The following is a 22,398-nucleotide window of genomic DNA, read 5'->3' as shown; positions in this document are numbered from 1 at the left end:
ACTCACTCATGCGTACACAAATTCAACATGCACTCGGCGAAGTTGTAAAGCTGGGGTATCTCGCGTTCATTCTTATCTTCGCGTTCTTCCCACTCTATGTCATGCTCGTCGTTAGTTTCAAAAGCAATGAGCAGTTCCTCGCAAATCCATGGTTCTTCGACAGTCTCGCGGATTGGCGCTGGGAAAACTGGGCAGTAGGCTGGAACAATGTTAGCGGCTATATTTGCAATTCGATTTTCGTCTCCTTCCTGGGAACCGGGATCACACTGATCATTGTGCTGATGTGCGCTTACGCCATAGCACGCTACAATTTCCCGGGGAAGAACATCATCTTCTACTTGGTGATGGCCACAATGTTTCTTCCCGGCACCGTAGCGGCACTCGTCACTCTCTTTGACTTACTGCGCAGGATGGGACTAGTGAACAGCCTTTGGGCACTGGTCCTGATGGCGTCAGTGAGTGGACAAGTCGCCGGAGTCTTCATTCTGCGAAATTTCATCGAAGACATCCCTAAAGAACTGTTTGAATCCGCTCAGTTAGACGGTGCCGGCCATCTACAGCAAATTCGACACATCATCCTGCCGCTGTCTGCGTCAATCATATCGGTGACCTGTATTATGGATTTTCTACATTCGTGGAATAACACCATCCTTCCCCTTCTGCTCTTACGTGATGACCAGCTACTGACGATTCCAGTGGGCTTGTTCCGTTTGGACGGCGAGTATGTAAAGCAATATGGACAACTGATGGCTGGCTACGCAATCAGTTCGGTCCCACTGCTGATTATCTTTGTTTTCTCGATGAAATTTTTCGTCAAAGGCCTCTCTGCCGGGGCTGTGAAAGGTTAACTAATTTTGTGAACGCATCAATTGCCCCTACCATCATGGAAATAAATCAAAAACGACAAGGGAGCCATCAACCGTCACCATCGGCTCAACCATCCGGCTATCATGGCATCTGGTTCGATCTCGGGCAACGCAACGAGTACGGCTCTAAATATTCGGGAGGGTTGGCAACATACACGATGAAGCACCGACCACTTGCCGTCTATTGCCGAAATGCCAACAAAACCTTTTTCGTTTATGGCGGAACACGGGCTCCAAATGAGCGCCATTTGCTCTGTATGATTGGTGCCTACGATCATGATTCTCGTCAATTGCTTACACCAAAAGTAGTCCACGATAAAGATGGCGTCGACGACCCCCATGACAACCCATCGATATCATTGGATGAATCTGGGCACATCTGGGTCTTCATATCAGGCCGTGGCGCTGGTGGACGGTTAGGTCAAATTTATCGCAGTACAATACCAGAGTCGATCGATGACTTTGAGCACATCCACACCTCAGAGTTCACCTATCCACAGCCCTGGTGGATCGAGGGAAAGGGATTCCTTCATCTTTACACCATGTATACCGGCCTGAGGGAACTTTACTTCAGTACCAGCCGTAATGGCCGCGAATGGACCCCACCAACAAAACTGGCTGGCATAGGCGGCCATTACCAAATCAGTGAACAGCGAGGCTCTCGGATCGCGACGGCGTTCAATCGCCACCCGGGCGGAGATTGTGATCTGCGCACCGATTTATACTACATCGAAAGCCACGACTTTGGTGCCACTTGGCAAACGGTGGATGGGAAGAATATTGAATTGCCGATTACCGCAGAGGACCACCCAAGCAGAATAAAAAACTTCAGTGCTGAAGGTCGGCTAGTTTATGTCAAAGACATTAATTTCGACCACTTGGGTAACCCAATCATCCTATGCCTAACGAGTGCGCATTGCCACGCCGGTCCCAAAGGTGACCCTCGACAATGGGAAATAGCACACTGGGATGGCGAAGAATGGCAGTTTAATCTCATTACCCAATCTTCTCATAACTATGACTCAGGCTCCCTCTATGTGGAGGGCCAACTATGGCGAGTGATCGGCCCTACCGAGGCCGGGCCACAGCATTGGGGACAAGGCGGAGAAATCGCCGTCTGGGAAAGCATATTCCCCGGAAATTCGTGGGTGAAAACAGCCCAATTGACTCAGAACAGTGTCCACAATCAGTCCTATGTGCGCCGACCATCAAACTCTAACGAAGACTTTTACGCCTTCTGGTGTAGCGGCAACACCGACTCGTTCAGTCAAGTTGACCTATATTTCACGGATCGCAACTTTCAAAATATCAGCAAAATGCCGTAGTCCATAGATTGCGCGAAAATTAACGCCCAAGCAGACAATCATTATCATATCGGTTAAAACGGTCCTCAATCAGATGATGGTTGCTCAATTATTCGCTGATAGCTAGCCTCGCGAAAAAGCTCTGCGCTGTAACCAGCAAAAGTCTATATACCCCCATGTTAATAAAGAAAAGCAGGCCACCCTCAAATAATACGCCCTCCTCATGCTCACACTCCAGTGGGTTTGCACTGGTTATCGCCCTATCTTTCATGGGGCTCATCGTTCTCCTTTTGCTCTCGATGGCTACCGTGGTTCGCATCGAAACCCAAACCGCCATAAACCATACGCAACTCACGAAAGCCCGGCAGAACGCACTATTTGGCTTCCAAGTCGCCTTGGGCAGTCTTCAGAAAGAGATGGGGCCCGACCAACGAGTGAGCGCACCGGCCTCAGTGTTTAAGAAGGAAAACGATAGCACTACCCTACAACTCGCAGACGACGATCCTCGGCGCTTTTGGATTGGTGTTTGGGACACAGAAAACCTGAATGCAACCGATCCGAGTGATCCACTCTGGCAGGATAAAATGACATGGATGAATAATCCAAATGAGCGCCACCTTTCTTGGCTCGTATCTGGTTTGGATAGCGACGCACAGCAGGTGCCAGATATCAACCTCAACCTTGCCCAAGGTGAACCAATTGATGAAGATGTCGCGCTTCTAGTTGGCGGTAATTCGGTCGGCGCAGATCACGAAGACCGGTTTGTCATGGCACCGAAAGTGCCCATCATTGCAGATGGACAGTCGGGAACGACCTCCAATGGAAACTACGCGTATTGGATCGCAGATGAAGGGCAAAAGGCACCGCTAAACCTAGTAGACGACAGGTATAGCGATCCAACACAAGCGGATCCCTCTGACTCAATGACCTCACGTTATTCCCTTACGGCACCCGAGCGCGTTGGCGTCAACGCATTAGATAATTGGCAAGGATACGATCTCACCGTCCCCGATCTCGCAAAAGACTTTGCACGCCTAATGTCCTATCAAGACATCAGCCATGTCGATGGTGAATATTTACCCAACACTCCCGATGCATGGCATGATTTGCTCCAGGAAAATTTCCACGACCTGAACATGGGCTCTATCATTCTGCAAACGGATGTGCTCAATGGCGGACTGAAAAAGGATTTGAACCTTTTGTTTGAGCTTGATGACGACGACTTTGAGACCACCCCTTATGGCGGCGATGAGTCAACCCGTGAAGATAAGCCGCCCACAGACGGTTCCAGCTACATCGATGCGTTCACCGGCACTCAGGTAAGCTATCTCTTCAAACACCCTGCCCCGGCAGTCGCTAGCAATGCCTTCATCCGGGGTCCTACTTGGCATTTCCTGAGGAGCTATTACAACCTTTACAAAAAAGTCGATGACGTGGAAGAAAATCCTACGATTCCGGCGCAACCTTACCGCCCCAACACCGTGGATTTCAATGCAGTGAACGAAGAAGGCAAAGAAGGTCGCTTCTCAGGCCTGGTCAATGTTATGAACTATCGCTACAACGGGGACGTCAAAAGTGGTAATAACAACGTAAACACCCGCGTCGATCCGCCTGATGAAGATGAAGTCGACGTACCTAGATTAACTCAACACGAAGTAGCCCCCATAGCGGTGAGATTATTTCTGGTTTTCGGTTTTGCTCAGACAACACCGAGTGAACAGGTGAGAATAAAACGTGATAAATACGGCAATCCCGTGACCGCAAACTCATGGAACTACGAATTGGATGTTACTGGACCGGAAGAGATAAATGCCTTAATTATTCAACCTATCGCCGTTGTATGGAATCCATACAACACCAGCATCTCGTTTAATGCATACAAGGTTTCCTGGGAAAAGCCTACCATGTCCTTTGAACTATCTTGGCCTGAGCCTCTCCCCAATGGAAGCGCCTATCGAAGTTTTTTGGCTCCGCTCGAATTCATGTTGGGGGCCAGCAACCCGGCCTATGACAATCACGGCAACCAAGTAAACGACTTCTACAGTTATTTGGAATTTCTCATCGGTAATGGTCCAGACGGCTCCGAGCCAACGGTTTTAAAACCAGGCGAGTTAAAAATCTTCAGCCCTCAAGACCAGCATCATCTTGGCTATGTAATGAAGCAGGGGGGAGCACTGTTTCTCGAGGAAGGTTGGCACGAAAGTGGTGGGCTTCTGATCTACCGAACCGCAGAAACTACTCGGGCTGATAAATACAAAAATCCGGATACCGGAGTGGATCAGTATAGCCAAATCGACAACATTCCCTCCAGCTACCCAATCACCATCGAGCGTGTCTACTGGACCAATCAAAATGGCGCTAAGCTAAACAATAGCACCAAAACAATGAACTTTAGCAGCAGCATTGAGAACATTGGCTTCGGCGACTACTTACTTACCGATACCGAGAGCATTGCTGAAGGTGGCAATCGCGAAAACGACGACTACGAGCTACGCTCAATTGGGGCATCATTCAGTGACCCAGATGGCGTTCAGGAGGTTTTTGATTCCGGAATCAATGGTCTTCAAATTTCGCCAACTGCCATAGCATTTTCCGGCGGGGTCTACCCTTTTATGGCGGTGGAAGTGCGGCTCAATCCCGCTAACTCCACTGATGGCTCACCAATGGAAATGCTGGGAAACACCAATCCATTCGCCCCACTCGGGCCTGCGTTCCAAGGAGGAAGCCTGACGCCGGACCGCAACCAGGTATTTGTTCATCCGATGTCCGGAAGCCCGTCGTATAATACCATACGTCCGGAATCGACACTTAACAGCGACGGTAATGTATACTTCGGCTACAATTACTCTGCAAGCGATGGATCAACTCGCGCAGTACTGCAGGAAATTCCCACCACGCCGTTATGGTCACTCGGCAGCCTGCAACACGCCAATATCAGCCTGAGTGCTTACCTGCCACGCAACGCAATTGGCAATTCACAGGCCTCACCATATTTTGAAACATCCGACACCACGCTACAAAAGCAGATTGGCACTTCAGGGTTCACTCCATCGCTCTATGACATTTCCTTCCTGAGTAACGAATCGCTGTTTGACTCGTTCTTTTTCTCAAGCATAGCGCCCGATACAGATCAGGACACTGTGCCGGAACACCTACAGCTTGAATACAACGAAGCTATCAGCGAAAGCCGCCCACCGCGAACGCCAAATGAGCGCTTCACATACATCGATTCGCTGAAAGACTACGGTGGTATGGTTCAGGATTTATCGAAGACTGACGGCTACCTTAAAACCGCTGCCTACTTTGCGCCCAAGGGTGGCTTCAATGTTAATTCGACCTCAGTCGATGCCTGGAAGGCGTTTCTATCCTCAAATCTAGATCGTGAATTCAGCTATTACGACGGTGATGACATTATAACAGAAACCGCTGTCGGCGCACTGTACTCAAGATTTGCGCTCCCGATCAGCAAGGGGGGCGATGATTCATCCGGGCCGGACGATTGGAGCGAACCACTACAACTAGACGACCAAGCGATAGATGCGCTCGCAAATGCAATCGTTACGGAAGTGAAGAACCGGGGGCCGTTTTTAAGCATCGGCGATTTCATCAATCGTCGTCCGGGATCCACCCAAGCGGAACACCAGCTTAACGGCGCTCTAAGCAGAGCGATTGAGCAATCTGGCATCAATGACACGATCCGCGCGCAAGGCGATGACGCCTACACCGGCTCTGACGTTAATAGTGCTTATAAAGGTGCGAATACGCTGGGCAATACGGCGGCCGGCATACCTGGTTGGCTAACCCAAGCGGATCTCTTGACCCCCTTGGCACCCTACATGTCAGTGCGCTCAGATACCTTTACCGTTCGCTCCTATGGCGAAGTAACCAATCCGCTGACCAATGAGATTACCGCGCGTGCCTGGTGTGAAGCAACGGTTCAACGATTGCCAGAATTTGTGGAAGACACGAATGACCCTTGGGATAGTCCCAACGAGTATTCAGAACAAAACAAGAACTTTGGGCGACGCTTCGTCGTGGTTAGTTTTAGATGGTTAGACCAAGATGATATTTAGAAAAAACAGCGACTCACTCCTACACAGCAACGTTATATTCAATGCATTTATCACGCTGATTTGGTTAATACTCAGCCCTGCTCTTCTAAACGCGCAAAATGCCGAACACGGTCGGAGCATCCAGACAGAGTTCACTTGTGTCAGTTGGAATAAACCGATCTCCAGCGCCCTGTATGTACGTAACGGAGAAGAGATGGTGCCACTTCGCATACACAACATGCAGCGTTCTCAATCCATGGAATATTCTGGTCTCAACCCAGTCGTCTTCCACACCAAAACCAAAAATGATCACGGAGAAACCATCTACAAGCCAATCGCAGAAGCAAGCATTCCCATCGGCATCGAAAAGCCATTGCTTTTCTTCGTAGAGAATGAAGACCAATATCAAATCATCGCCCTCGAAGACAGTTTTGCCCAGTACCCCAACGGCAGTTACCGCTTTTATAATTTTACGGAAAAAGACCTTCTGGCTAAATTCGGTGAACAGACCATCAACCTGAAGCCAAAGAAAACCATTTTTTTGGAGCAGCCTTTCAACACCAGTAAGGAGTATCCCGTAGCCTTTGTCCTTCGAGACCCAGATGGCGTTAAACCGCTATACACAAACAAGTGGCGCCATTCGGAAAATTTCCGATACCTGATTTTTGTCTCAGAATCCGGTTCCCGAGACGTCAGTCCAATACAGTTCAAGGTATTGGCTGACTACCCGATAAGCAATTAGCACCATTCGAGTGCTTGTTAAATCGATGCTTTCTCAATTTCAGAAACGGGAACATTCCCAATCTTTTTATGAATAGACTTCCACACTTACTCAAATTCTTAGTTCTCTGTCTTGCGGCAGCGGCATGTAAATACGCAGTCGCCGACATCAGTGAACACGCAAGCAAGCTCTCGACCAAGAAAATTGTACAATTCGCCCCACAGAACTGGAAGACTGGCCGTGATACTCGCGTCACTGCGGATTTGAAACCAGCCGAAAATGGCATGGGCGTGCACATCCCCTATTCCGGCAAAGGTTTTGAATACTACCGCATGGAGCCGATCAAACCGATCGGCATCCCTGGTGAAGTGAAGACGGTAACTATCCGCTTATTCATGAGTGATCCTGGAGCCGGGATGAAGCTGGCCTACGAAGACGGTCATGGCCAATGGAAAGAAATCGACATTCCACGCTTCCCGGCTGAATCCTGGGAAGACGTGACCCTCAAGATTCCGGCTGAAACCGTGTTCCCAATTTCACTGAGAGGTTTCCTTTTTCACAACTATGGCACACGTACGAAAAAGACCGATGTGCTTGTTGCCATGGACAACATTTCGGCAACAACCGACTTAGCCAACGTTGATTCCCAAACCGGCGAATACTTATTATGGAAACCTGCTGCAAAGCCCAAAGACGGCTACAAGGAGGTGCCGCAGACTCCATTATTCGAGGCGAACTTTGGCTCAAGCGCCATCGGTCATTTCTTCGCGGGGACCGAGCCTGAACTCATTCTCACACTACGCAATTGGTATCCGCAAACAGCAACCGTAAAAGCTCACGTTACTGTAATCGATGAATCCGGCAACCAACTCTTCGAGGAGACTAAGCAAACAGAAGTTGTTTCCTCTACCGAGCTTAGATGGCGCCCAACAATAGACTCGTATGGTCCATACCGGGCCCAACTTCACCTTGATCGCACCAACGGCGAACCAATGGACCTTGACCTTCGATTCGCGCTCGCACCCAAGCCACGAAAGCTAAGCCCGGAGGAAAAGCTCATGTCCCCCTACGGCATGAACTACCACGCGGGTCATGGCTTGTTTCTGACACCTTTTCGTGAAGCTGGCATTGTTTGGTTTCGCGACTATGCTTTCACTTGGAGCTGGCTAAAGAGAGCCAAAGGGAAAAACCATAATTTTACTGGATGGCCAGGCTATCCAGGCATCATTGATACCTATAATGGCGTTGGCGCCCTGGTGATGCCGGTTCTGGTTCGCTCAATCCCCAAAACAGCAATCGTCAATGGGGAGGTCACAGGCGCCACGCCTCCTGACCGCGAGTGGACTGCTCACCTTGCAGATGTCCTAAGCGGTTTTCCACATCTAACCCACTGGGAATTAGATAATGAATATGCGCTCAAACCAGAAGTGAAACACGCTGAAGATAAAATCAAATGGGCGCACTATCAGAAATATCATCAGACCTTTGGCGACGGCATAGCCTACCTTGGCCACGGCGAATTAAAGGCCGTTGAAAACGGGCGCCACGGCGTACGGCCCGATTTGGTTGAGGACGCTATCGACAATGGCTCGTTCGCAAATATCGATGTTATCAATTTCCATCACTATTGTGGTGTTGAAGCACCAGAACTAAACGTGCGCAACTACAACACCGGTGGCGGCGGCCGCAAAGCCGGACTCTTCGGTGACAAGGTTCGCGATCTCGTCAAGGTCGCCAACAAAGATGGCAAGGAGCGCGAGGTTTTCATCACCGAATTCGGCTGGGATACTCTAGCGGGCTATATTGTGTCGGAGGATGAACAAGCCGCATATCTGGCGCGCGCCTACATGATGCTGGCCTCCTGCGGCGTTGATCGCGCCTTCTGGTATTGGCACTTTGACAGCCCCACCCCAAGCCTCTTCTTCGATGGCTGCGGCCTCATGACAGATCGCCGGGAACCCAAACCATCTCTCTGCGCAATGGCCGGTCTAACCCACATATTACCCGACCTCGATTATGTCGGCGAATTTAATTTCGGTCCCAACACTCAAGGCTACGTTTTCCAGCAGAACGGTAAATACATTGCCTCAGCATGGAACCTGAAGGTGAGCGATGAGGCTCAACGAGTTGACTTTGGCTCGGGTGCCAAACTCCAGGATCTTTACGGGAACGCCATACAAGGATCATCCGCGGAACTAAATATTGCACCAATCTATGCAAAGGGCATTGCCGCAGACTCTCCCATCATGCTGCAAACCGCCTACGCGATTGATTCCCATCACTATCAATCAGTCACCGCTGGAGAACCCGCCTCCACAGTCTTGAAAGTTTGCAATAACCGGGCCAAACCTATCAGCGCCTCGATTGAGCTAAAGCTGCCTGATAGCTGGACTGCCGAAGCGGGCAACCCCGTTCAGGTCAACATTCCAACAGGCTCGGAGAAAAAATTCACTTTGAAATTCCAGCCTCCCGAAAGCGAGCCTACCGGAGTGCGCCCCATCGAAATCGTGATCAAAGAAGATGGTGAAGTCATCAAAACATTACGCATGCAAGCGAACGTTCTTGAGCCCTACTACCTGGAAGTTGGATCACTACAAGCGACGGAGAAAACGACCCGAATTAGCGCCACGGTCACGAACTTAGGATCCGTAACGCACAATCCAATCGTAAGTCTTAAACTGCCAGAAACATGGAAAGCAATTTCTCAGCCAGTGCAGATTCAAAACTTGGAGCCTGAAGCACAAGAAACGGTGAGTCTCGACTTGGTCTGGAGTGAAAACATTCCGGAGGGCCAAAGCGCAAACGTGGTCGTCAGCTCGCCAGGGGTATCAATTCAGGCACCCATTCCACCGCCCGTGATCGCTATCCATCAAGTCCCGGGCAAAGGTTGGTTTGGAGGTCAATCCTCCCAATGGCCAAAGTCTAATCACCTACCAAATTGGATACTCGGCTCCACTCATGGACAAGCGGATGCCGATGTATGGCTTGGCTGGACGCCAGATGGTCTATGGTGCGCACTTGAAGTCAATGACTGTAAAGTCCGCGTAACCGACCCCACCTACTTTTGGCGTATGGATGCACTGGAGCTATTCATTGACACTCAAAATGACAAAAATGCGGACAGCTATGGGAAGGGTGATCACCAGTTCTGGCTCGTTCCCCAGCCTGACAGTAACGAAGTCTACCTTGGCCAATGGAAGCGCGGCGAGGAAATCGACGAGACCCGACAAGACATTCCACTCAAGCACAGCAGCTCTTCACTAACTGAGAACGGCTACAGGATGGAATTCGTCATTCCTTGGGAGGAAATCCAAGGCGCCAAACCAACGACCGATACGGTTTGGGGACTTAACTTCAACCTCAATGTAAAGGGCCTTAACGGGGATCGAGAAGTCTTCTGGCCAAGTGTGAAGAGTGACCAGCTCACCCGGCAACCACGCTATTGGGGCGCAGTCAAGTTCCTCCGATAATCGGTCCGAACAATCCACTATCTTTAATGGCCTTCCCCTCGCAGGAAGGCCATTTTGTGTCTACCAACTCAAAAAAATGGCAATATTCTCAAAATCAACTACGCACTCAAAACGAATTTTTTGCGACAAAAGAGCCATAAACGCCTCATTCACACCATCTCCGATCGCATCAGCTCAATATATTTGTGAATATTGAATTTGACACCGATAGGGAGCACGCCATTTTATTGGTAACGTTCCCATTTTGGATTTTGCCCATAAAAACCCCACCTCAATCAACAGATTCCCCATGGCCCGCACACGCAGCAACCGCATCAAGAACATTCTCGCCGACTTAAAAGAACGCCTCAACGGTGGTTTCTGTCGACCAGGCAACCACTTTGTCTCCAACCGAGAACTTGCCATGCGCTATGGCGTCTCCTACCAGACCGCTCATCGGCTCATTAGCGAACTCGTCGCCGAAGGGTATCTCCATCGCGTCCCCTCATCTGGAACCTACATTGCAGGCGCTGTCCCCCCTCCGACCAGCGTAGCCCTCGTCTTCCACCCCAACTGCAGTAAAAACAATTTTGGGGGCATATTGCTCAAGCAGCTCGAAACGAGACTTGCCCAAGAGCAAATCGATTTCGAGGTGGTTCAAAGCGTTTCCTTCGACCACTACATCGAAGGCAAATACAACATTCTCTGGGGCCAGGACTATGACCTGCGAAAGATCCCACAGTATCTCCAGTATAGCCTAATGATCGATGGTGAGCCAAAGGATGGCGTGAATGCCACCTTCACCGACTCGATCTCTGTCGATAACCACATGGCCGGGCAAACCTGCGCAAACATCCTGCGTCGGCAGCACCAAGCTCAAAACGTCGTCGTCTTGGCCGGCCAAGAAAACAATGGGCATTACCAACAACAGCTAGAGGGTTTCCGCAGCATACTCCCAGACTGCAAAGTCTTCCACCAGTCCGATTGGTCACTCACTGCCGCTCTTGACTCTATTCGTGAGTTGGAAACAGACGAAATAGACGCAGCATTCAGCGTAAACAACGTAGGTGTAAACGCCTTACAAACCAAGTTTGGTGCTAGCTTGCCGATTGTAGCCTTCGGCGACGGCCAGTCGCTGGCTCAAGCTGGTATTAATGGCATCGGTATCCCTTGGGATGGAATTGCCGACGAAGCTATCCGACTTTTCCGATTGCGTAGCGAAGGCAATACTGAACCAGGGCGCCATTGCTTAATAAATCCAGAGCCTCTCACGCCCTACGCCCCCCAATGGTTCAAAGCCATGGCCTAGGCGCACTTACAGAAAACACTGCAAATGATCCTCCCGTATCTTAATCCCAGCCTCCCCACCCAACAGCGCATCGATGACTTGGTGGAGCGCATGACGCTAGATGAAAAGATCGGCCAGTTGAATCAAATCTTCGCTACGCCAGAAAGCGAAGAACGCGACAAAGAAATGATACGACAGGGCCAAGTCGGTTCACGTATTCTGGCCTTTTCCGCACACGCAGGAAACGACGAGACAGAGGCCGACGCCTACACTCCGCTATGGGAGTTTCAGCGCATTGCAGTTGAAGAATCCCGACTAGGCATCCCACTCATTTTCGGACGCGACGTCATTCATGGGCACTTGACGGTTTATCCCATACCACTCGCCCAAGCAGCCAGTTGGGATATTGAATTAGTTGAAGCAGCAGCAAAAGCTACAGCCAGCGAAGCGGTGTCGGATTTTGTTCACTGGACGTTTGCACCAATGCTCGACATCGCGCGCGACCCCAGATGGGGCCGAGTCATCGAAGGCTCCGGCGAAGACCCGTATCTCTGCTCCCAAATGGCCAAGGCCCAAATCCGCGGATTTCAAGGCGAAGACACAAGCGCTCCCGGCAGCATGGTCGCCTGCGCCAAACATTTCGTTGGCTATGGTGCCGTTGAAGGCGGACGCGATTACAACACGATTGAGGTCACGGAAAACACGCTGCGCAACACCTATCTGCCTCCGTTCAAAGCAGCAGTTGATGCAGGCGTAGGCACAATCATGTGCGCTTTCAACGACTGGAACGGCATCCCCTGCTCTGCCAATGGCTACTTACTAAACACCATTCTGCGCAACGAATGGGGGTTTGATGGCTATGTTATCAGCGACTGGGACTCTATCAAAGGCATGGTCGAGCATGGCTCGGTAGAAGATGCAGCTGTAGCTGGCCAACATGCGATTCAAGCCGGCGTTGACATGGAAATGCCAGGGCACTGCTTCGCCACTCACCTCCGCCAACAGGTCGCTGAAGGCACGGTCAGTGAAGCAACGGTAGATCAAGCAGTTCGTCGAATTTTACGCATCAAATTCATGGCTGGGCTTTTCGAAGAGCCTTTCGTCAAAGTGCGCAAGCAGCAACCCAAAGGCCTGAAGTCAGAGCATCGTCAACTTGCTCGAAAGTTGGCCGCCGAAAGCATGGTGTTATTGAAAAATAATGAGGATGCTCTACCACTTGCCAATGATGACAATTGCACCATATGCCTCATCGGCCCTCTAATCCATGCGCGTCGTGAATTGCTGGGAAATTGGACGCTCGACGGCCGCCCGGAAGACACGGTCACCATCGCCGAAGGGCTAGCGCAGCTCCGGCCTGACTTGAAAATAGCGCCCGCAGATGCCGCAGTCGACGCGCAGATTCGCTTGGCACGTAAGTCCGACCAAGTCATTCTAGTCGTTGGTGAAGATCATTTTCGCAATGGCGAAAACGCCAATATCGCCGACATCACTCTGCCTGCTGGCCAAGCTCAGCTAATCGACGCCATTCACGCCATCGGTAAGCCAATCATTCTAGTCGTTTGCTCTGGTCGACCACTTGTCCTCACCGACATTGAGCCCAAAGTCGACGCAATTCTCTGGGCATGGCACCCAGGCTCCGAAGGTGGCAACGCAATCGCGGACATCCTATCCGGAAACGTCAACCCCAGCGGGAAACTACCAATCACCTTCCCCCGCGCCACCGGCCAAATCCCCATATACTATAACTACAAAAACACCTGCCGCCCAGTGGACGATTATTACGGCGAAGACTCCCGCTATCAGGACCAGGTCGGTAAGCCAATGTACCGCTTTGGCTTTGGTCTGAGCTACACACATTTTGAATATTCCAACTTCACTTTGGACCGCTCGCAAATGCTGACTGATGAATGCATCACTGCCAGCATTCAAATCAAGAACACCGGCAAAGCCTCGGGATTCGAGGTGGTGCAATGCTACTTGCGCGATGTTGTCGCAAGTACAATTCGCCCGGTCCGTGAGCTAAAAGGGTTTCAACGTATTCATTTAAAATCAGGTGAATCGAAGACCGTTCAATTTTCGTTCTCGGAAAGTGATCTTGCATTTTACGGTGCCGATAACCAACAGCGAACCGAACCAGGTGAATTCCAATTATGGATTGGCCCCGATTCATCCGCAACTATCGGCGGAAAATTTTATTTTAAACAATCTAAAGATTCAAACATCGCAACTGAACGACAAGCATGTCTAAACCCAGATCCATCTTTCTGCTAAGCGAGAGCGCATTTCAGAAAATTTACAGCAAGGCATCCATAAACGAAGTCTGCGCAATAACTCACAATAAGGGGAGACTCTATAGCGAGAAGGAAATCCTACAGACTCCATCCGAATTCGAGGATGTTGAAATTATTTTTGGCGGCTGGGGCACGCCGGTGCTCAATGAGACATTGATGGAAAAGCTTCCCGCCCTTAAAGCACTCTTCTACGGCGCGGGCTCAATCAATTACATTGTTACAGAAGCATTCTGGAAACGGAATATTCTGATCACGAGCGCCTATCGACAAAACGCAGTCCCGGTGGCGCAATATACATTGGCTAGCATTATCTACGCCCTCAAGAAGGCCTGGAAGTTCCACCAACAGCTCAAAAAAGGCGTCAATGGTTTCAACATCGATGCAGCGCCAGGTGCCTACAAGGGATCCAAAGTTGGCATCGTTTCGCTGGGTGCCATCGGGCAGCTAGTCTGCCGCACGCTCACTCAACTGGAAGTCGATATACTAGCCTACGATCCATACGTCCACGACAGTGTCTTTGAAAAGTGCGGCGCTACTTGCGTCCCCTCCATCGAAGAACTCTTCGAAACCTGCAATGTCGTCAGCATCCATACGCCATTACTCAAAGAAACACGCGGCATGATTAACCGCAATCTACTGGAGCGCATGCCAGAGGACGCCTGCTTCATCAACACATCGCGAGGCGCCGTCGTCAACGAATCCGACTTATTGGAATTACTAACCAAGCGCTCCGACCTGTATGCAATTATCGATGTGCTCACGGATGAAAAGAGCTACCACCAGTCGCCTTTTAACCAACTACCAAATGTATTTATCACTCCTCACATTGCTGGCTCAACGGGCAATGAGTGCCTGCGCATGGGCGAAGCGGCAGTTGAAGAGTGCCACAGATTCCTCAATGGCGATGTCCCCCATGTGGCGATAAGCCGCGAACAAAGCCTCGTCATGGCCTAACTTTAAGCAACGACCTTTACGAAAATGGCAACTGTAACCCTGAACCAATTCGATAAAACCTACAACCCCGAGAAGAAAGATTCATTCCACGCGGTCAAAGGAATCAACCTGGAAATTCGCGATAAAGAATTCATGGTCTTTGTCGGCCCTTCTGGCTGTGGTAAATCCACTACCTTGCGCATGATTGCAGGATTAGAGGATATTACCGGGGGCGCTCTCAAGATCGGCGAACAAATCATGAATGACGTAGAGCCTAAAAGTCGGGGGATCGCCATGGTTTTCCAAAATTACGCGCTTTATCCACACATGACGGTGTTCGACAACATGGCCTTCGGCTTAAAGCTCAACAAAACACCGCGTGACGAGATTAAGCGCCGTGTTGACGAAGCAGCGGATATCCTGGGCCTAACCACGATGCTCGAACGCAAACCCAAGGCTCTTTCGGGCGGGCAACGCCAACGTGTGGCCGTGGGGCGCGCCATCGTACGCAAACCAGATGTCTTCTTGTTCGATGAGCCTCTCTCGAATCTTGACGCCAAAATGCGCGTTCAAATGCGCACGGAAATTTCGAGGCTGCACAATCGCTTAAACGCGACCATGATCTATGTCACTCATGACCAAGTAGAGGCCATGACAATGGGAGATCGAATCTGTGTCATGAAAGATGGCAATATCATGCAGGTCGACGAGCCCTTAAAACTTTACAATGATCCTCAGAACATGTTCGTAGCCAGCTTCATTGGCTCACCTCCCATGAACTTCTTTAGTGGTCATTGTATTGAGGAAAACAGTGCGCACTACTTCGTGGAATCAGGTTCGAAGCAGGGGGCCCCATTTAAAGTTCGTTTGATACATCGGCTAGCCCAAGCCGCACGCAAGCAAAACAATCGGCCAACCGTATTTGGCGTTCGCCCGGAAAACATTCAGATATCCGAGGTTGCCGGCGATGAAACCATTGAAGCGACGATTGATGTCGCCGAACCAATGGGCGCCGAATCCTATTTGTATTTAAATACGCCTACTGGAAAATCCTTCATTGCAAAAGTCGAGGCAAACCATGTGTTCAACATCGGCCAAAGCGTCCATTTACGATTCAATCAGGAACGTGCGGCGCTTTTTGACGAAGAAACCGAGGCCGTCGTCAAATGACCAGCAGTGACTATGCAAGCTGAGCCAAGACACGCTTAACCGCCTTGTCTTTCATGCGCGTAACACGCCTCGTTCCCGACCATCCCAGGCATCCAGCCTGGGCCAATATGAGCGCCGATCATCCAGCGGAGCAAGCGGCTTGGGTTTGGATTACTGACGATTTAACCAGCCCTTGGGCACTGGTTTCTTTTCAGTTAGAGTTCACACTCGATCAACCGGAATCATTGCGTTTCCATGTCACTGCGGATCAACGTTTTCAGCTCAAATTAAATGAACAACACGTTGCGCTGGGGCCAGACAGATCAGACATTCATCATTGGGCAGTAGCCTGCTATCAAGCAGATCTGGAAGCGGGAAACCATTGCTTTGAAGCCTTAGTCTGGTGGCTCAATCCTAAGCTATCCCCGATGGCTCAGGAAAGCCATCGCCCAGCTTTTTTGCTCGCGGGAGAAGGCAATTGGTCTACCAAATTGAGCACCGGCTTGGCGTCATGGCGGGCCTATAATCTAAGCCCAGCCCTTCACTGTCAGCCACCTAAAGTGCCGGGATATCATGTGGTCGGCCCTGAATTCCATTTTGATCTAAATCAATGGAGCCTGAAGCACTCGTTGCCGACCCAAATCATACGGGCCCCGCTGCAAGCAGAAAGATATGGTACGCGCGCGCCCGGTTGGCGCTTACAGCCTAATACGCTGCCCGAACAAGACTTCAAATTGATCAGAGGAGGTCGACTTGTCGCGATTCGAAACGAAATCAGCGACTGTCCCTTCAGCACTAGCAATACAAACACTAAACAAGCAACGGACGAATGGAATGACCTACTAAATAATCAGGCGTCTCTAGAGATACCTAAAGCGTCAAACTACGAAGCGATAATCGATCTCGGCAATTATCGCTGCGGCTACCCGGATATCGCAATTCAAGGTGGCGCCGACGCTCAGATCGAATTGCACTGGGCGGAAAGCCTATTCGAGGAATCTCACGCCTCCCACATCAACGAGCATTCCCCTAAAGGCAATCGCAGCAATATTTCTGGTAAAAGCTTTGTTGGTATCGGTGACCGCTGGATTCTCGATGGCCACGAGTGGCGACTACCGACCCTCTGGTGGCGCTCAGGACGCTACCTCCGCCTACGCATTAAAACCAAGGACACGCCCGTTCGCATTTGCCACCTCGCCATACGTAGAACAGGCATTCCCTACCAAAGAGACAGCCAATTCGACTGCGACAACGAAGCCTTCCTCAATGTCTGGCCAACCCTTGAGGCAGGCCTTTTAAATTGCGCTCATGAACAGTGGGTAGATTGCCCCTACTATGAGCAGCTTTCCTATGTGGGTGACAGCATTTCGGAACTGTCATTCTATTGCCTAACCAAGGACGCTTCACTGAGTCGTCGTTGCCTTGAGCTGTTCGATTGGTCGCGTCAGGATGGGGGCTGGGTAGCTGAGCGATACCCTTCAAAGCATCGCCAAGATTCTTTCACCTATGCCCTCCTCTACCCACGCCTGCTGCGCGAACATGCCTACTGGCGAGACGACGCCAATTTCATTCAAGAGCGGCTTCCCGGCCTGCGATCGCTGATCAGTGAATGTTTGCACTGGCGTCAACCGAACGGGCTTCTTGGTCGCGTTCCCGGCTGGTCCTTCATCGATTGGGTAGATACTTGGGATGAAGGCTGCGGACCCGGTGTTCGTGATGGCGACTCTTCACTCGTGAATCTCCACTTGGTCTTTGCCCTTCGCTTTTATGCAGATATCGAAAATGCCTTTGGCGAACGTTCGCTGGCGCGCCACGCTCAGAAGCTGGCGCATGAATTGGGTCGGCAAACAAAGGCTAAGTATTGGCGAACGTCATTAAGCCTCTTAGCCGACGATACCTTATCCGAACACTTTAGCGAGCATGCGCAAGCTTTGGCGATCTTATCAGGCATACTCACAACAACTGAAAAGAAGAGCTGCCTTCAATCTTGGCTAGAGCGGAAAGATCAACTGGCGGCCATGTCGATTTACTTCTCCTATTACGGACTAGACGCGCTCTATCATATGGGTGCCAGTGACACCTTTTACGAGCGGCTCACATTCTGGGAGCAGCTGCCTTCACTAGGATTCTGTACCACCCCGGAAAGACCGGAACCCTCCCGATCCGACTGTCACGGCTGGGGAGCCCACCCGATCCATCACGCCTTCGCGAGTATGGCTGGTATTCGCCCTGGCGCCGTAGGCTTCAAGCACATCCACATCGCCCCCATGCCCGGAAAGCTAAACCGTATCAAGCTAACGATGCCACATCCAAGGGGAGAGATTTGCTTTGATTGGTCCCGCCAGGGGCATGAAGAAATCTACAACATACAAATCCCAGATGAAGTCACCGCGACATGGGAACGCAATGGAAGACAGGTAAACTTCGCGCAGCGACTATCCAACCATTAGAGATAACATGAAGTTGCCGAGTCCAACCCTTGCTCAAGTTGGCCACTTCATGGAATCGCCCTACAAAGTCTACCCCGCGACCAGAAGTCGAACGCAATCGCCTCAAGCCTAAATCAACCCACGCAGAAACTCCGCGATGCGCAATGTAACTTGGCACTCCTGGGCGGTGTTGTCGCCCACGATGCCGTGGCCGATGTTGTCGAAGGTGGACAACTCCGCATGACTCCCCACACTCTGCCAAGCAGCTAGGCCAAGCTCGCCCTGGCGCTTGTGGACAACGGGGTCCTGATTGCCGTAAATAAACACCGCTGGCGGCAGCCCTGATTTCACGTGGGTCAGCGCGCTGGCCTCGTGATAAAGCGTTGGGTTGAGCGGGTAATTCGAGCCAAACAGCACGCCTTCGGCGCCAGGCGCCCCACCATTGTCAAACCAGCGGGCAATGAAGTCAATCGGTCCCCAGCATTCGACTAGTCCCTGGCAATTGGGCAAGAGACCCTTCGTCAACGCCATGGCGGTCAAAGCGCCACCAGCCGACGTACCGCCGACAAAGACTTTATCCGCATCGACGCCCCACTGGGCAGCGTTGTCGCGCACCCAGTTCCAGGCAAAGGCGATGTCTTCCACTGGCTTCGGGTAGGTCGGCGAGCCGGGTGAAGCTAGTCGGTAATTCGGTGAGAAAACCGCCATCCCCAGCTCAAGCGCCAGATAGCGTGCGATGCAAAAATTGCTCGCCGCGTCGCCCTCTTGAAAACCGCCACCGTGCACCAACATCAGCGCGGGCAACAGACTGGCTGGCTTCTTCGCTGGCTGGTAAACATACAAATGCTGCGACCAGCCATCGATTTCGCGAACTGCAACCTCGCGCGTTAAAACAACGCCCGGACACTCGGCGCTTTGATTAATCGTGTAAACATCTTGCACTGTCATAGCGGGGAAACTCCAAACAGTTTTTTTGCGATTACTTAAAGCGCGGCGCGAGCTTTTCGTAAGCGGCGCGCAGGGCCTCTTCGGTGTCTTCCCAGCCCAAGCAAGGGTCGGTGATGGACACGCCATATTCGAGGTCTTCAATCGGCTGCGGGAACTTCTGGCTGCCGTGCTTGAGGTTGCTCTCGACCATAGCGCCGATCATCGCGGTGTTGCCATCGAGGATCTGCTGGACGGCTTCGTCAAGGATCTCAGGGCTCTTGGCCGGGTCCTTGCCGCTGTTGTCGTGCGCACAGTCCACCATCACCGCTGGGATCAGGCCCTTGCCCTTAAGTTGGGCAGCGTAGTCCTTGACTTGGTCAGCGGAGTAATTCGGGCCCGCCTTGCCGCCACGCAGGACGAGGTGGCAGTTCGGGTTGCCGCGGGTGGTCACGGCCGATGCGCGGCCATTGGCCCCGATACCGAGGAAAGTTTGTTGCTGGCTCGCTGCCTTGATTGCGTTGATCGCGGCGTCGATCGTGCCATCGGTGCTGTTCTTGAAGCCGAGGGGCATGGAGAGGCCCGACGCCATCTGGCGGTGGGTTTGGCTCTCGGTCGTACGTGCGCCAATAGCGGTCCAGCAAATAAGGTCTGCGATGTATTGCGGGGTGATCGGGTCGAGCAGTTCCGTGGCGGTCGGCAAGCCGAGGTCCACGACTTCGCGCAGGAAGTTACGGGCAACCTTGAGGCCCTCAGGGATGTCGCACTGGCCGTCGAGCTGCGGGTCCATGATCAGCCCCTTCCAGCCCACCGTGGTGCGCGGCTTCTCAAAATACACACGCATGACGATGTAAACGCGGTCCTCCAGCTCTTTGGCGAGCTTGACCAAACGGCGTGCGTATTCGCGACCGGCTTCCAAATCGTGAATCGAGCACGGGCCCACCACCACGAGCAGGCGTGGATCATCGCCGAAAATAATGCGGTGGATGGTCTGGCGCGCCTCGGTGATGAACTCTGCCTCCGCGTCGGTCTTGGGGATGGACGCGAGCAGCTCTTCCGGGGTTGGCAACTCACGGAAAGATTCGATATTGATGTCGGTCGTGTTAATCACTGGCTGAACTTGCATGTTGACGAGGGCCGAAATTGGGCTTGGAAAAAACGTTCAATAACGCGCAACCAAGCCCCCGACACAAGCCAAAAACCGGATAACCTTGTATATCGAAGCTCAGCCAATAGGGCTCGAAACCTACTTGAATACTGATTTTAACCCACAATCTCCCATCGCACCGCTTTAAGAATGGCAAGGCTGGGTGTTTAAGCGGATTGCGGGTGCTTATGTAAACGTCCGGCGCTTGGCCCTATTGACGTGGAGTGTAGTCTGGCAGGTATGACCCTATTGGGCAATGACGTGACTTCACATGGATCCATGACGTGACGTCATTTACCCATGATTGATGCCGTGAGGTCACGTGGTTGGTAACGACCATTTGGATGGAGCCAGTGGGCTGATGTCGTCCTGGTTGGTCATATTGGGTAGGCGGGTCAGGACATCCCGGAGGTAATCGAAGGGGTTGACGCCGTGGCGCTGGCAGGAGACCACGATGGAGTAAATGATGGCGGATCGTTGACCGGCATCGGGATGTCCGATAAAGAGGAAGTTCTTTTTGCCCAGAGCCGAGGGGCGTATGGCGTTTTCCTGGAGGTTGTTGTCGATTTCGGCAACGCCGTGTTCGAGGTAGGCGATTAGCTTGGACCACTGTCCGAGCGCATAGGCGCAAGCTTTGCCCAGGGCAGATTGAGGCAATGAACGAGTCTGGCAAATGCGGATCGTCACCTTGAGCCACTTGAGGATGCGGGCTTGCTCGTCCTGACGGCGGGCTTGGCGGTCATCGGGATCGAGTCCTTCTTTGCGGTAGTCGGCTTCGCAGGCGTAGAGCTTGCCGATGAGCTTAAGGACCAGTTCGGCTTCACGACGATGGGATTTAAGGGCCTCGTAAAACTTGCGGCGAGCATGGGCCATGCAGCCGAGTAGCGTCACGTTGGTTTGCTCTGCCGTATTACTTTGCGATGCAAAGCTTTCATAGGCCCCATAGGCGTCGGATTGCAGCAGGCCCTGATAACCGTCGAGCAGGCTAGTCAGCTCGCCATAGCGCCGCGACAGCCGCCAGTCGAACACGACATCGCCTCCCGGGCGACTGATCGCCCAGAGCCAGCCTTGCTCGGTTTTGCCTTTCTTCTGATCGGGGTCGCAGTAACGCACTGGCGTCTCGTCGGCCTGCACATAACCGCCGCTAAGCAGGTCGGCGCGCATGTAATGATAGATCGGCTTAAGCCATTCGGCGACGGTTTCGACCCAGTCGGCCATCGTTTTGCGCGAGATCGTCGCGCCCCACATCGCCGAAGCTTTTTCCTGACGGTAAAGCGGCATGTGCTGGACGTATTTGCCAAGAGTGACCCACGCCAGCAGCCCCGCCGAAGCGTAACCGCCCTCGATGACCCGTGATGGAGCCGGGGCGATCACCGGCGGCTGCGAGCGATTTGCCTTACGGCGATACTTGAGCCGCACGATACGGCGCTTAAAGAGCTTGGGCGGATGGATATCTACCTCGAAGGTTTCCTCCTCGGCGATCTTTTCAAAAGACTCCGGTTCAGCGGCAACTTCCTCGGGTTCGATCACCACGGTTTCTTCCACCGGGAGATCCTTGAAGCGCTCGGCGGGTAATTCGTGCTTACCCGCTTTGGAGGCCCGACGTTCGTAAGCGATGCTTTGCGATGCAGAGCCATCCAACTGGCGCTCCACATCTTCCAGCTTCAACCGTAGTTGAGCCGCATCGAGCTTTTCACTCTGACCCGAGCCAAACAGACGCTGCTTGAGCCAGGCGATCTGTTCCTTCAGAAGATTGTTTTCCAACTTCAGTTGCTGATTTTCTTCCCATATGACCTCGGCGGCAGGCATGCAGCCCATGGCAATCATTGACGAAGCTATGTCAAC

At 51.9% G+C, this 22,398-nt stretch carries 13 protein-coding genes; 10 read left to right on the top strand and 3 right to left on the bottom strand.

What is annotated here, in order from left to right; all coding sequences use genetic code 11:
• Window positions 1-8: 8 nt before the first annotated feature.
• The 10 genes from RBB62_RS06515 (at window position 9) to RBB62_RS06470 (ending at window position 18,503) form a co-directional block, all read left to right on the top strand.
• The gene (locus RBB62_RS06515; RefSeq protein WP_309397930.1) at window positions 9-848 is read left to right on the top strand and encodes a carbohydrate ABC transporter permease; all 840 of its coding nucleotides are present in this window, start codon (window positions 9-11) and stop codon (window positions 846-848) included.
• 35 nt (window positions 849-883) lie between these two features.
• The gene (locus RBB62_RS06510) at window positions 884-2,191 is read left to right on the top strand and encodes a BNR-4 repeat-containing protein (protein WP_309397929.1); all 1,308 of its coding nucleotides are present in this window, start codon (window positions 884-886) and stop codon (window positions 2,189-2,191) included.
• Between the two features lie 248 nt (window positions 2,192-2,439).
• Window positions 2,440-6,243: a hypothetical protein gene (locus RBB62_RS06505; protein ID WP_309397928.1), complete on the top strand. Its 3,804-nt coding sequence runs from the start codon at window positions 2,440-2,442 to the stop codon at window positions 6,241-6,243.
• The gene (locus RBB62_RS06500) at window positions 6,233-6,964 is read left to right on the top strand and encodes a hypothetical protein (protein ID WP_309397927.1); all 732 of its coding nucleotides are present in this window, start codon (window positions 6,233-6,235) and stop codon (window positions 6,962-6,964) included. Before RBB62_RS06505 ends, RBB62_RS06500 begins: the two co-directional genes overlap by 11 nt.
• A gap of 14 nt (window positions 6,965-6,978) precedes the next feature.
• The gene (locus RBB62_RS06495; protein ID WP_309397926.1) at window positions 6,979-10,413 is read left to right on the top strand and encodes a sugar-binding protein; all 3,435 of its coding nucleotides are present in this window, start codon (window positions 6,979-6,981) and stop codon (window positions 10,411-10,413) included.
• Between the two features lie 289 nt (window positions 10,414-10,702).
• Entirely contained in the window at window positions 10,703-11,701 is a 999-nt protein-coding gene (locus RBB62_RS06490; protein ID WP_309397925.1) for a GntR family transcriptional regulator, read from the top strand.
• 24 nt (window positions 11,702-11,725) lie between these two features.
• Window positions 11,726-13,951 carry a glycoside hydrolase family 3 N-terminal domain-containing protein gene (locus tag RBB62_RS06485; RefSeq protein ID WP_309397924.1) on the top strand — a complete coding sequence of 742 codons (2,226 nt, stop codon included), beginning with the start codon at window positions 11,726-11,728 and terminating at the stop codon, window positions 13,949-13,951.
• Window positions 13,921-14,925: a hydroxyacid dehydrogenase gene (locus tag RBB62_RS06480; RefSeq protein ID WP_309397923.1), complete on the top strand. Its 1,005-nt coding sequence runs from the start codon at window positions 13,921-13,923 to the stop codon at window positions 14,923-14,925. Before RBB62_RS06485 ends, RBB62_RS06480 begins: the two co-directional genes overlap by 31 nt.
• Window positions 14,926-14,949: 24 nt before the next feature.
• Window positions 14,950-16,074 (top strand): ABC transporter ATP-binding protein, encoded by a 1,125-nt coding sequence (locus tag RBB62_RS06475; protein WP_309397922.1) that lies wholly within the window; start codon window positions 14,950-14,952, stop codon window positions 16,072-16,074.
• A 53-nt stretch (window positions 16,075-16,127) separates the two neighbouring features.
• A complete protein-coding gene (locus tag RBB62_RS06470; protein ID WP_309397921.1) occupies window positions 16,128-18,503 on the top strand; it encodes an alpha-L-rhamnosidase-related protein in 2,376 nt (791 codons plus the stop codon).
• A gap of 108 nt (window positions 18,504-18,611) precedes the next feature.
• Here the strand turns inward: RBB62_RS06470 and RBB62_RS06465 are convergent, their stop codons facing one another.
• The 3 genes from RBB62_RS06465 to tnpC form a co-directional block, all read right to left on the bottom strand.
• Complete coding sequence (locus tag RBB62_RS06465) at window positions 18,612-19,430, bottom strand: alpha/beta hydrolase (protein WP_309397920.1); 819 nt, start codon at window positions 19,428-19,430, stop codon at window positions 18,612-18,614.
• Between the two features lie 31 nt (window positions 19,431-19,461).
• On the bottom strand, window positions 19,462-20,517 hold the full coding sequence (locus RBB62_RS06460) for a 3-deoxy-7-phosphoheptulonate synthase (RefSeq protein WP_425499885.1): 1,056 nt from the start codon (window positions 20,515-20,517) through the stop codon (window positions 19,462-19,464).
• Window positions 20,518-20,871: 354 nt separating this feature from the next.
• Complete coding sequence (tnpC, locus tag RBB62_RS06455) at window positions 20,872-22,362, bottom strand: IS66 family transposase (RefSeq protein ID WP_309397918.1); 1,491 nt, start codon at window positions 22,360-22,362, stop codon at window positions 20,872-20,874.
• Window positions 22,363-22,398 lie beyond the last annotated feature (36 nt).

Source organism: Cerasicoccus maritimus (assembly GCA_031296935.1).
In the GTDB taxonomy this organism is placed as follows: Bacteria; Verrucomicrobiota; Verrucomicrobiia; order Opitutales; family Cerasicoccaceae; genus Cerasicoccus; species Cerasicoccus maritimus.
Note: the sequence above shows the minus strand (reverse complement) of the source record. Positions and strands in the feature narration are given on the sequence as shown.